The organism is Streptomyces mesophilus (assembly GCF_011044995.1).
Lineage (GTDB): Bacteria > Actinomycetota > Actinomycetes > Streptomycetales > Streptomycetaceae > Streptomyces > Streptomyces mesophilus.
Map to the genome: position 1 here is coordinate 34,970 of NZ_JAAKZW010000032.1, position 12,683 is coordinate 47,652.

The window sequence follows — 12,683 nt, forward strand, 5'->3', positions numbered from 1 at the left end:
AGAGCCGCTTCCGCAGGCTCGCGGCGCTGCTGCCGACGCTCGCCATGGGCGCCGCGCTCAGCATCGCGCTGCCCACCGCACCGGCCTCGGCGGCCGCGGCGGCCCGCGTCGACAACCCGTACGTGGGCGCCACGCCCTACATCAACCCCGACTGGTCCGCCAAAGCGAAGGCCGAGCCCGGCGGCTCCGCCATCGCCGATCAGCCCAGCTTCGTGTGGATGGACCGGATCGCCGCGATCAGCGGCACCGCCAACGGCCGCGGCCTGCGCGCCCACCTCGACACCGCACTGACGCAGGGCGCCACGCTCTTCCAGGTCGTCATCTACGACCTGCCGGGCCGCGACTGCTCCGCTCTCGCCTCCAACGGCGAGCTGAAGGCCGAGGAACTCGGCCGCTACAAAGCGGAGTACATCGACCCGATCGCCGCGATACTCGCCGACCCGAAGTACGCCGCGCTGCGGATCACCGCGCTGATCGAACCGGACTCGCTGCCCAACATGGTCACCAACGCGGGCAGCGCGGCCGGCGCCACCGAGGCCTGCCGGCACGTGAAGGAACTGGGGTCGTACGAGAAGGGCGTCGGCTACGCGCTGAACAAACTCGGCGACATCCCCAACGTCTACAACTACATCGACGCCGGCCACCACGGCTGGCTCGGCTGGGACACCAACTTCGACCCGGCGGTGGACCAGTTCAAGAAGGCCGCCACCACCGAGGGCGCGACGGTCGACGACGTGCACGGCTTCATCGTCAACACCGCCAACTACAACGCGGTGAAGGAGCCGCACTTCAAGGTCACCGACTCGGTGAACGGCACCACCGTGCGCCAGTCCAAGTGGGTCGACTGGAACTACTACGTCGACGAGCTGTCCTTCGCCCAGGCGCTGCGCGACCGCCTGGTCAGCCGAGGCGGCTTCAACTCCGACCTCGGCATGCTCATCGACACCGCCCGTAACGGCTGGGGCGGCACCGCCCGGCCCACCGGCCCCGGCCCGTTGACGTCGGTGGACGCCTACGTCAACGGCAGCCGCGTCGATCGCCGTATCCACACCGGCAACTGGTGCAACCAGCAAGGCGCCGGAGTCGGCGAACGCCCGCAGACCGCGCCCGAGCCCGGCATCGACGCATACGTGTGGGCCAAGCCCCCGGGTGAGTCGGACGGCAACAGCCAGCCCATCGACAATGACGAGGGCAAGGGCTTCGACCGGATGTGCGACCCGACGTACGGGGGCAATGACCGCAACGGCAACAACCCGACCGGCGCCATGGCGAACGCCCCGCTCGCCGGCCACTGGTTCTCGGCACAGTTCCAGATGCTGCTGGCCAACGCCTACCCGCCGCTGGACGGCGGCGGCAACCCGGGCGACGACACCCAGGCGCCGACCGTCCCGGCGGGGCTGAAGACGACGGGCACCACCGCGTCCTCGGTGTCCCTGTCCTGGACCGCCTCGACGGACAACGTGGGCGTCGCGTCGTACGACGTGTACCGCAACGGAACCCTCGTCGGCTCCACCGGCGGCACGACGTACACCGACAGCGGTCTGACCGCCACCACCACCTACCAGTACACGGTCCGGGCCCGCGACGCCGCCCAAAACGCCTCGGCCCAGTCCGCCCCAGTAGCCGGCACGACGACGTCGGGCGGCGGGACCGGCACCGGCAACCTGAAGGTGCAGTTCAAGACCAGCGACACCAGCCCGGCGGACAACGCCATCCGCATGAGCCTGCAACTGATCAACACCGGCTCCAGCTCACAGAGCCTCACCGGCGTCGAGATCCGCTACTGGTTCGACGACACGGCCACCTCGTACACCACGTGGTGCGACTGGGCGCAGCTCGGCTGCTCCAACCTCACCCACTCGGTATCGACGAACGGCACGGCGACCGGGGCCAACCGCTACCTGAAGACCAACATCACCGGCGGCACGCTCGCCGCGGGCGCCTCGACCGGAGACATCCAGCTGCGCCTGCACCGCAGTGACTGGTCGAACCTCAACGAGGCGGACGACTACAGCCACGGGACCGCGAGCTCGTACACGGACGCGCCGAAGATCGGCGTGTACGTCGGCGGCCAGCTGCTGTGGGGCACCGCTCCGTAACCCGCACGTCCTGACTCAGGTACGGCGCGACGCGCCCCCGGTGGTTCGCTGCCGGGGGCGCGTGACTTACCGCCGCGTCAACTCACCGCAAGCTGCTGACATTTGGGGTCTCCAGAACGGAGAGGGCACCTTCTCGTGCGCCGTCTGGTCCGATGACCCACTGGCGGCAGAGGCTTGCCCCAAGGTGCTCCGGGCAGCAACCTCGAAGCGCTCATCGATGGTCCGCGGCCGGGAACTGCTCAGGCGCCGCCCGTCGTGCAGATCCCACCTGTCGATCAGTTCGTTCCGTTCGGCCAGCGAGTCGACCTCGGGGACCGGGTGAAGTGGTTCCGCCGGAAGGAGCCGATCTACCCCTCCACTCCGCCCTTCCGTTGAATACGCCATCGGCGGGCGGACCTCTCAGCCACTCGAGCCGGTGCCCGTGAAGAGACAGAGCGGGTGGCCGGCAGGGTCACACAAGACACGGACATCATCCTGGGGCTGGAAGTCCGCCACCGTCGCGCCGAGGGCAACGGCGCGTTCCACGGCCGATGAAAGGTCATCCACCTCAATGTCCAGATGCATCATCATCTGCTGCTCGGACCGGGTGGAAGGCCACTGCGGACGTGTGAAGTGCGGCTCTGTCTGGAACGACAATCCAGCACCGCCGTCCGGCGGTGTGATCTCGACCCAGCCCGGTTCTTCCTTCCGTCGCGGCCACCCGAGCAGGTCCTGGTAGAACTGCGCCAGTTCGTGGGCATCGCGGGCGTCAAGAGTTGTTGCGGCCAGCGTGAAACGAGGTGGGATTTTCATGCGTTGCTGTCACCGTCCTTGCCGGGGAAAGGGAAACACTCTCCTGTGAGGGAAGCCCAGTTGGCATTGCTTTTCCTTCTCGGGGAGCGCGCTGGTGCGCTTGCGTCGATCGGGACGGGGTTTCTTCCCGGAAGGCGCGTACCGGATCGCGGCGACGCCCAGAACGGCAGGCGCCGCTGGCGCGACGCCCGGCCGATCCGCTACGGCCCACAGCCTTGGAGCTGCTGCGGCACGGCGTGCTGAGAGCTCGGCCAAGGCGGCCCGGGGCCCTGCCCGTGAACCGATGCGATTGCCCGGGGAACCCGAGGCGATGTCCTGCCGCAGCGCTCGTGCGTGACCGCGTCCACCAGCAATCCAGCGCTCTGTTTTCTTCTGCCGGGTGGTCGTAGCGGCAGTCGAGCCGGGACGCGTGGGGCGGGCTATGGTGTGTCGCCGTCATGGCGTTCCTCCTCGTCAGAGAATCCGGATGCCCGCCCTCGGAGACTTCACGTCGCTCAAGTCCGCTCGAACTCCACACAGTCTGATTCCGGACCGGTTGGCCGGTACAACCGCCACCGTGTGCAAGTGCGTTGCTATGAGCGATGTACGCGCTCGCTCCGACCGATAGCGGGTGCCGGCCGGGGCTTAGGCCGCTGCCGTCCCCTGGGCCCCGGGTACAGTCGGCGGGCCGCTCAGCCCGCGCCGGACCGGGCGTCGCGGCCTGAGTTATTCCCTCGTCGTGGTCCGGCAGGGGATGCCATGACCAGTACGCAAGAGCCGCCTGAGCTGACCCCGCACATCGCCGAAGCTCCAGAGAGCCGGTCCGCCGAGGAACGCGTGGCGTGCATACGGCGGCGGTTGGAGCGCCTGATAGGGATCGCGGCGACCGAGGGGAACGCGCTGACCGTCCTGCGCAACGGGGATCAGATCTTCGCCGCGATGCTGGCTGCGATCCGTGGTGCCGAGCACACGGTGGACATGATGACGTTTGTGTACTGGAAGGGCGACATCGCCCGCCAGTTCGCGCAGGCTCTCGCGGACCGGTCCCGTGCCGGGGTACGGGTGCGGTTGTTGCTGGACGGGTTCGGCAGCAGGCTGATCGAGGCGGAGCAGCTGCGGACGATGGAGCGGGCCGGGGTCGAGGTGACGTGGTTCCGCAAGCCGCTGTATCTCTCGCCGCTGAAGCAGAATCACCGGTGCCACCGCAAGGTCCTGGTGGTCGACGAGGAGAGGGCGTTCACCGGGGGAGTGGGAATCGCGCAGGAGTGGTGCGGCGACGCCCGTAGCCCGCAGGAATGGCGTGACACCCACGTCGAGGTCCAAGGCCCCGCCGTGGACGGTATCGCCGCGGCGTTCGCACAGAACTGGGCCGAGTGCCACGATGAACTCTTCGACGAGCGGGACCGGTTCACCGAGCACCGGCCGCAAGGTGATGCCGTCGTGCAGGTGGTACGCGGCTCGGCCAGCATCGGCTGGCAGGACATGCAGACCCTGCTGCGCGTCATGCTCGAGTCCGCCGAAGAGCGCTTCCGCCTGGCCACCGCGTACTTCTCCCCGGACGCGTTCTTCACCGCTCTGCTGTGCGCCACCGCGCGGCGCGGAGTCGAGGTGGAGATTCTGCTGCCGGGACCACACACCGACAAGCGGGTCTGCCAACTGGCCGGTCAGCACTATTACGAGGACCTGATCGCCTGCGGGGTGAAGATCTACCAGTACCAGCCGACGATGATGCACGCCAAGGTCATCACCGTCGACCGCGTCGCCGCGCTGACCGGCTCGACCAACTTCAACTGCCGCTCCCTCGACCACGACGAGGAGGTCATGCTCGCCGTCCTCGACCAGGAGTTCACCGCGACCCTGGATGAGCACTTCGACGTCGATGTGACGGCCAGTGAACTGATCAAGGCAGGGCGGTGGAAGAAACGCTCCCTCCTCCAACGGGCGCGGGAGGTCGCCGTCCAACCCATCCGCCGGTTCTTGTGACGCTCGACGGATCCTGTCGGCAGCCCGTGATGCGGTCGGATCGCGACGGAGTGTGTCTTGTTCGCTGCGTACCGTTGCCTTATTGGTGTAGACCATTCTAGATTGTCAGGCCCTGCCCCGCCCTCGCGCACCGGAGGTTCCCTTGGCGTCTGTACCGCGCGCGCCCCTTGCTGCGCTTCCCGTCTACCAGCGCATCGCGTCCTGCCTGGCTGCTGAGATCTCCGCAGGACGCATACGGGACGGCTCTCGCCTGCCCGCGGAGCGCGACCTGGCCGAGCGGTTCGGCGTCGCACGGCAGACCGTTCGAGCCGCCCTCGAGCTACTGCGCAGCCAACGGCTCATCACGACCGGACGCCGGGGCACTTACGCATCCGCCCGACCGAAGAACAGCACCCCTGCGCTGCGCGAAGCAGACGCATCACCGTTCCTGCCCGCCCGTGCCCATACGACGGTGCGCGGCGCACTCTTCACGGCGAGCACCGCCCCATCCGTGGCTGCCGCATTGGGGGTCACGTCGGGCAGTCAAGTGCTCCACTACCGCCACACCACGGCAAGCATGGACGAAGAGCAGCCCAGAGATGCCGTTACCTACTTCACGCCCACGGCGGTGATGGAAATCCCGGAACTGTCCCGCTATCTGCAGCGTGTGCCGGTGGAAAACCCCGATCTCAGCAATATGCCCCTCTGGTGCAGGCGAGCAGGAATACAGAGCGTCTTACGGGAGTCCGTCACCCTCAGCCGATCACTCGCCGAGGCCCGGGACGCAACCCTGCATCTCAGCGTGCGCCGCTCGCTTCACGACCAGCACCACCGCCTCCTGGCCCTCACGGACTTCACCATCCCCCTGGCATGGAACGAGATCACCTTCGAGTACCTCGCGCCCGCGCACAGTGCCCACCACTACGCCGTGCGGCGAGGGTAGAACGGGTCGGGCGCACGGGTGAAAGCCTCAACTGCCGGCGGTGAGCGGTCGTTACGAGTCCACGGTCAGCGCGTGGGCGACGGTGAGAGCGCCATACTTTTTGGCTTCGGCCACGCCGGCGTTCACGGTGGCCTGGTCGAGCATGGGCAACCCGGGGCGGCCCTCGACGCTGCCGTCGTCGATCATGAATTTGATGTAGTCGGAGCCGCGGGTAAGCAACTGCGGGACGAAGGCGGCCGCTTCCTCGGGCGTGGTGGAGAACCGCATCAGGGGCATCACCGGAGGCAGGGACGCTGACACCTGGCCGGCTGCAGGAGAGGTCGGTGTAGCGGCGGGTCTCCGTGCGCCCCTGATCGGGTGGGCGCGTGCGTCTTCTGGTGTGGCTGAGCACGTCACTTGGCCTCTGGTGCTCTCGCTAGTCGGGGAGGCGGATTTTGGCCGTGCGTAGGGACCGGGGGTCACCCTCCAGGATCAGTTTTCCGCTATCGACCAAGGCGGCGATACGCCAGCGCAGAGGCATGTCGATGGCGTCATCGTCATTCCCCATGACATCGCCGACAAGGCGTAGGGCGGGGCGCCACACCGGTGTCGCCGCAGCGAGCAGTTGGGCGTCGAAGCGGTCGGCCGGGGCCGAAGTGAGGCCGGTGCTGGTGACCACCCGGAAGGTGGCGTTTTCGGCCTGGAGTTGCCGCCAAAGTCGCCTGCTGCTTGCCCGCCGCTCGTCGGACAGCGGTTCCTCGCAGTTCAGCTGCTGGGTCATTTCGAGGGGACTGAGATAGCCGGCTGTCCGCACCGACGGACGATCGATCTCGATGAGCGAGCAGGGACGCAATCCCAGCCGGACTGTCACTGCAAGGAAGAAGGCCACGTCGTCTGACCCACGGCGGCTGAACCACACCACGATGCGGTCGGCATCGGTCTCCAGCCGGCGCCAGAAGTCTCGGAGCTCCGCCTCGATATCGCCGGGACCGTCGTCATCACACGCCATTGGACCCCACCATCTCTTGCGCACCGCCGGATCTTCGGGAGCAATCGGCCCCCAGCTGAAATGGTCGGGAAAACACAGGATCCGAGCCCGGGGATCTTCACCGGCCCGGAGCGCGTTACGCAGCGACCCAGCCGCCGACGGATGAGGAACAAGATGCCGAACAGACTTGAGGTCAAGATCCCAGGAAGACACGGTCACGGCATGTGCACACGGACGGTCAGCGTCCTCTCCCCGGCCGGGCCACTTACGCCGCTTCAATCGGCTTGGTACGTGACGTATGAGCGGATGGCTGCCAGTCGGGCACCGTCATGTTCGTGACACCGTCCAGCTGACCTTGCAGTCGGCCGTGTCAGCCGGAAGGGAGGCGGTCGGTCCGCTTGGCTGTTCGACGTGAGGTCAGGCCGCAGGGAGAACGATCTTGAACGAGCCGGTGCCCGTCTCCCGGAGCCGAGGTCTGCGCCCGATCCTGCTTGAAGCACGCCAGGCCACTCGTTCAGATGAAGTCCTCCACGCCCAGGGTGTGTTGAGCCCGCGTGTGGGCCTTCCTCGGCGTTTCTAGACCCATGGCAACATCACCACACGCTGCGGTGCCGGCAGGGCAGTTCAGCCGCCGAACCTTCACCCAGACACTCGCCACAGGCGCCGTGGCCGTCGCGTCCGCGACGGCCCTCAGCTCGGCCCCCGCCGCTGCCGCCCCGGCGCCCGCCGCCCGGCGCGAAGCCGACTGGGAACGCTGCAAGGAAGTCGCCCGGCAGATCCTCGTGCTCGACGAGGACGGGACCGACCTGAAGCGGAGGTACCTCGAGGTCCTCATCGACAACGGCTTACCGCGCACGCGCACCCGGCCCAAGGATGTGCTCGTCATCGGCGCCGGGCCCGCCGGGCTCGTCGCGGCGCTGCTCCTCAAAGAGGCCGGCCACCGGGTGACGGTCCTCGAGGCCAACGGGAATCGTGTGGGGGGCCGCGTCAAGACGTTCCGTACGGAGGCGGGCAAGGAGTCCGCGTTCGCCGATCCGGCCCAGTACGCGGAGGCCGGGGCCATGCGGATCCCCTCGGCTCATCCGTTGGTCCTCGCCCTGATCGACCAACTGGACATCAAGCGCAGGCCGTTCTACTACGTGGACAACCGGCCTGGCACCGGAAACCCCCTGGCCGTCCCGCCCGCCGTCGTGCACCGCTCGCCGGACGGCGCGCTGTGGCGGCGCGGGCCGCGCGAGAGTGACTTCGCGATGCCGGAGCCGGCCAACCGCACATGGATCAAGGTCAACGGGATCCGTGTCCGCAAGGCGGACTACGCGGCCGACCCGGCAGAGGTGAACAAGTCCTTCGGGGTGCCGCGGAAGTACTGGAACACCCCGGCCGCCAAGATCCTCGCCGAGGTGCTCGACCCCGTCCGCGACGAGTTCAGCGTCGTGGGAGCCGACGGCAGCCGTACCGACAAACCGTATCCGGAGGTGGTCGACGGCTGGGCTCGAGTGGTGCAGAGGTTCGGGCACTGGTCGATGTACCAATTCCTGTCCGAGCACGCGGGCTTCGACGACCGCACGATCGATTTGATCGGGACCCTGGAGAACCTCACCTCCCGACTTCCGCTGTCCTTCCTGCACAGCTTCATCGGCTCCTCGCTGATCCGGCCCGGCATGACGTTCTGGGAGCTGGCGGGCGGGACCGCGGCGCTGCCGGACGCGATGCTTGAGCGCCTCGGCAAGGGTGCCGTACGGATGGACCGCCGCGTGACCCAGATCGAGCACGGGCCCGGCGGTCGGGTCCGGGTGGAGACCGTCTCGGAGGGGCGGGGCCCCGAAGGAGTGGTGCGCGAAGAGTTCAGCGGCGACGCGACCGTCGTCACCGTGCCGTTCTCCGGGCTGCGCCAGGTGCAGTTCAGCCCCCCGTTGTCGTACGGGAAGAGGCGTGCCGTCATCGAGATGCACTATGACGCCGCCACCAAGGTGCTGCTCGAATTCAGCCGCCGCTGGTGGGAGTTCACCGAGGCGGACTGGAAACGCGAGCTCGAGGTGACGAAGCCCGGCCTGTACCGCGCGTACGCCAACAACACCGTTCCCGACGACGGCAGCATGCTGGGTGCCCACCCCTCCGTGGCGGACAGCGGCATTCCGCAGGCGATGCGGGTGCGGCACGCGGCCCATGGCTGGGAGGTCAGGGACAGCGTGGAGGCCGTGCGGGTCACCGGTGGCGGCTCGATCTCCGACAGTTCGAACCGCTTCATGTTCCACCCGTCGCACCGTGTCGAGGGCAGTGAAGGGGGTGTGGTCCTCGCTTCCTACAGCTGGGCCGACGATGCCCTGCGCTGGGACGCGTATGACGACAACGAGCGCTATCCGATGGCCCTGCGCGGACTGCAGGAGGTGTACGGGCGGCGTATCGAGGTGTTCTTCACCGGTGCGGGGCGAACGCAGAGCTGGATGCGTGATCCGTACGCGTACGGGGAAGCCGCGGTCCTCACGCCGGGCCAGCACATCGAACTTCTGCCGGAAGTGCCGGGTCCGGAGGGGGCGTTGCACTTCGCGGGCTGCCATACGTCGGTCAAGCCGGCCTGGATCGAAGGAGCTCTCGAATCAGGGGTGCGTGCGGCCCTGGAGGTCCATGGCCTGCGGTGAGGCATCCGGGCCCGGCGGGAGGTGAGACCCGCCGGGCCCGGTCATCACAGGTCCAAGGACAGGCGCCGGCACGAAGTGGGTTCGATGGGGAAGCTGAAGTACAGGTTCGACAATGTGATGGCCCGCGGTACGCCCGCGCTCATCGCCGTCCTCGCGGTCATCTGCTGCCTGCTGGCCGTCTTCAACGGGATGTTGCTCCTGTTGCTGGCGCCGGACGCCACCCGCCCCGCCGATGTGGGGTCTTCGGTGTGGTCGGGGTTCCTGCGGGTGATCAGCCCGGCGCTGCTGCTCAAGGACGAGGGGACAGCGCCTTTCCTTCTCGCCGCGGTGGCGATGACCTTCGGCGGCATCATGCTCATGAGTACCCTCATCCCGGTCATCAGCGCCGGACTGCAAAACCAGCTGGCCCGGCTTCGCAAGGGCAGGTCGCATGTCGCCGAGACCGGACACACGGTCATCCTCGGCTGGTCACCGCAGGTCCAGGTGATCCTCTCGGAGCTCGTCGAGGCCAACCGCAGCGAGCGGCGCGCGTGCGTCGCGATCCTCGCCGAGTGCGACCGCACCGAGATGGAGACACAGATCCACGAAAGGGTGGGCTCCACCGCGACCACCCGGGTCGTCTGCCGCACGGGCAACCCTGCGGAGGCCGCCGACATCGCCATCGTCAACGCGGCGCAGGCGCGGGCGGTCATCATCCTGCCGCCCGACAGCGGGGCCCCCGATCTCAGTGTCATCAAGTCCCTGCTCGCGGTGTCCGGTCTGCGCGGCACCGGGCCGCTGCCGAACGTCGTCACCAGCATCGAGCAGACCCGCAACCTGGCCGCGGCCCGGCTCGCGGGAGGCGCGCACAGCCGTATCGTCAACGTCCAGGGCTTCATCGCCCGCCTCCTGGTGCAGACGAGCCTGCAGTCAGGACTGTCGGCGGTCTGCACCGAACTGCTCGACTTCGCGGGCTGTGAGATCTACATGCGCCGCCAGCCGGAGCTGGCCGGGCGGACCTACGCCGAGGCGCTGCTCGCGTACCGCACGTCCAGTGTCATCGGATGGATGAAGCAGGACGGCACGCTCCGGCTCAACCCGCCCCCGGACGCGGTCCTGGAGGACACGGACACCGTCGTGGTGATCAGTGAGGACGACTCCACCGTCAAGCTCGCCGACGCCGCGCCCGAGCTCGTCCCCGTGCCGGAGCCCGTGGTCCGCGATGCGGTCGAGGCGGCGCGGCGCGTACTCATTCTCGGCTGGAGCGCTCGCGTCCCCGACATCGTCCGCGAGTTGGAAGTCTGCCTCTCCGCCGACTCCAGCGTCGACGTCGTCGCCGACGCTCCCGCCGCGGGCCCCGTGCCGAGCGACTCACCGCTCCAACTGACCTACCGCAGCGCCGACATCACCGACCGCACGACCCTGGAAGGCCTTCGCCTGGACGAATACGACCAGGTCATGGTGGTCTGCCCCGACGACCGAGACCCGGACGGAGCCGACGCCCGCACCCTCACCACCCTGCTCAACCTCCGTGACCTCGCCGACCTGCACGCCCATACGTACACCCTCGTGACGGAGATGGCGGACGACCGGGACCGGGCCCTCGCGCAGGCCACCAGGGCCGACGACTTCATTGTGAGCAGCAATCTGCTGAGCCTGCGGCTGGCCCAGATGTCCGAGAACCCGCATCTGGACCGGGTCTTCGAGGAGCTCTTCTCGGCCGGCGGGTGCCGGATCAGTCTGCAGCCGGTGCACGAGTACGTACCGCCCGGACGGGCCGTCACCTTCTACACCGTGGTCGACGCGGCCCGCCGACGCGGGCACACGGCCATCGGCCACCGCATCCACCGCTTCGCTGCGCAAGCCCCCGCCTATGGAGTCGAGGTCAATCCCGACAAGGCCACGCGCATCACCTATGCGGACGAGGACCGGGTGATCGTCCTGTCGGGCAGATCGCCACAGCCGGCGGTGTGAGGGGTGTGACAGCGCGCTGCCGACCGGTTCCCTCAACGAGCGTCGGGCGAGGAAAAACGAGGGGAGCGGCGGGGGAGGCCGCGCCTCAAGGCGCTGCACATCGACGTGGACACCACGCTTACGCCGCTTATGCCGGCCGAGCCGCTGCGGGCCCCACTGCGCTCGTTGCTCGGGGGTGTGCCGCTGTCCGGCGCACAGCGGCACACCCCCGGCGCATAGCCAGCCATGACACCCGGCGGGGCCCGCAGTGAGCCGCGTCTCGTGAAAGGACGACTTCGCGGCCGTCGGTGCCCGCGAAGTAGGGCGCATCCTGCGCTGTTACTCGCATTTTCCCGTTTTGCGGGTCTTGACAGTCTTTTGGCGTAAGCGTACGACTTGCAGGGCAAGCCAACGCACCGGAGTCCGCTCGCGCGGACTCCGCGGCGATGCGAAGAAGTTCGCACTCGGGGCCGGTCTTTGGGGCAGGTCGAGCCCGACGACCCCTCACCCTTCGTGAACGGCTGCCCTCAGGAGGGCACCATGTCACTGACCCTTCCTTACCCTGCTCAACTCGATCTCCAGGGCACGCGGACGATCGCCCGCTGGCGGCCGCTCGTCCAGTGGTTCCTCGCCGTTCCGCATCTCCTGATCGCCTACGCGCTCACTGTGTTGCGTGCCGTGCTGACCTTCATCGCCTTCTTCGCCGTGCTGTTCACCCGGCGCATCCCGCGCCCGCTGTTCGACGCGATCGCCATGACGTTCCGCTACGAGTGGCGCGTGGCCAGCTACGTGCTGTTCCTGCGCGAGGACTACCCGCCCTTCGACTTCCGGTCCACCGCGGACGACGACGGCGCGGACCCGCACGCCCGCGTGACACTCGCCTATCCCGAGCGAATGTCACGGTGGCAGCCGTTGGTGAAGTGGCTCCTTGCCGTCCCGCACTATCTGGTGCTGTTCGCCCTGGGCATCGCGGCGATGGTGGTGGTGGTCGCGGGGTTCTTCGCCGTGCTGATCACCGGCGAATATCCGCAGGGACTCCGCGACTTCCTGGTGGGTGTCCACCGCTACAACCTGCGGGTGCAGGCGTACGTCGGCCTGCTCACGGACGCGTATCCGCCCTTCAGTCTGCAGACCGGCTGACCGGGCCCTGCCTGGTCAGCGACAAGACCCGCCCTCGGACGCTCTGTCGCTCAGGATCGGGAAGGCTTCGGCCGGCCCGCCGGGCGGGGGAGCGTACCCGGTGAGCCGAGGCGGCAGGCGCCGACTGCAAGAAGCGGTGATGGCGCTCGCCGTCCCCCCGCCCACGCTCCAGACATCAACTCGGGCACCAGTCCAAGGGCATGGAGGGGGAGTTGGCGGTGGGGGAGAAG

8 protein-coding genes and 2 pseudogenes are annotated in these 12,683 nt (G+C 68.2%); 6 read left to right on the plus strand and 4 right to left on the minus strand.

Going from position 1 to position 12,683, the window contains the following annotated elements; genetic code table 11:
- Window positions 1-44 precede the first annotated feature (44 nt).
- The gene (locus G6045_RS11740; RefSeq protein WP_165331835.1) at window positions 45-2,099 is read left to right on the plus strand and encodes a glycoside hydrolase family 6 protein; all 2,055 of its coding nucleotides are present in this window, start codon (window positions 45-47) and stop codon (window positions 2,097-2,099) included.
- A 399-nt stretch (window positions 2,100-2,498) separates the two neighbouring features.
- Here G6045_RS11740 and G6045_RS11745 read toward each other — a convergent pair whose 3' ends face one another.
- The gene (locus tag G6045_RS11745; protein WP_165331823.1) at window positions 2,499-2,891 is read right to left on the minus strand and encodes a VOC family protein; all 393 of its coding nucleotides are present in this window, start codon (window positions 2,889-2,891) and stop codon (window positions 2,499-2,501) included.
- 172 nt (window positions 2,892-3,063) lie between these two features.
- Window positions 3,064-3,168, minus strand: a pseudogene (locus G6045_RS42370) (DUF6411 family protein); the annotation flags it as partial.
- A 461-nt stretch (window positions 3,169-3,629) separates the two neighbouring features.
- Here G6045_RS42370 and G6045_RS11750 point away from each other — a divergent pair.
- Both G6045_RS11750 and G6045_RS41980 read left to right on the plus strand, forming a co-directional pair.
- Entirely contained in the window at window positions 3,630-4,853 is a 1,224-nt protein-coding gene (locus G6045_RS11750) for a phospholipase D-like domain-containing protein (protein ID WP_165331824.1), read from the plus strand.
- Between the two features lie 142 nt (window positions 4,854-4,995).
- The gene (locus G6045_RS41980) at window positions 4,996-5,775 is read left to right on the plus strand and encodes a GntR family transcriptional regulator (RefSeq protein ID WP_165331825.1); all 780 of its coding nucleotides are present in this window, start codon (window positions 4,996-4,998) and stop codon (window positions 5,773-5,775) included.
- 54 nt (window positions 5,776-5,829) lie between these two features.
- Here the strand turns inward: G6045_RS41980 and G6045_RS11760 are convergent.
- Both G6045_RS11760 and G6045_RS11765 read right to left on the minus strand, forming a co-directional pair.
- Window positions 5,830-6,066 (minus strand): annotated as a pseudogene (locus G6045_RS11760) (amidohydrolase family protein); the annotation flags it as partial.
- 124 nt (window positions 6,067-6,190) lie between these two features.
- Entirely contained in the window at window positions 6,191-6,961 is a 771-nt protein-coding gene (locus tag G6045_RS11765; RefSeq protein WP_165331826.1) for a DUF3658 domain-containing protein, read from the minus strand.
- A 365-nt stretch (window positions 6,962-7,326) separates the two neighbouring features.
- Between G6045_RS11765 and G6045_RS11770 the strand changes: the two genes are divergently transcribed.
- The 3 genes from G6045_RS11770 to G6045_RS11780 all read left to right on the plus strand — a co-directional run bounded on the left by G6045_RS11770 (window position 7,327) and on the right by G6045_RS11780 (window position 12,453).
- Entirely contained in the window at window positions 7,327-9,381 is a 2,055-nt protein-coding gene (locus G6045_RS11770) for a flavin monoamine oxidase family protein (protein ID WP_165331827.1), read from the plus strand.
- Between the two features lie 84 nt (window positions 9,382-9,465).
- Window positions 9,466-11,334 (plus strand): CASTOR/POLLUX-related putative ion channel, encoded by a 1,869-nt coding sequence (locus G6045_RS11775; RefSeq protein WP_165331828.1) that lies wholly within the window; start codon window positions 9,466-9,468, stop codon window positions 11,332-11,334.
- Between the two features lie 519 nt (window positions 11,335-11,853).
- The gene (locus tag G6045_RS11780) at window positions 11,854-12,453 is read left to right on the plus strand and encodes a DUF4389 domain-containing protein (RefSeq protein ID WP_165331829.1); all 600 of its coding nucleotides are present in this window, start codon (window positions 11,854-11,856) and stop codon (window positions 12,451-12,453) included.
- Window positions 12,454-12,683: the final 230 nt, after the last annotated feature.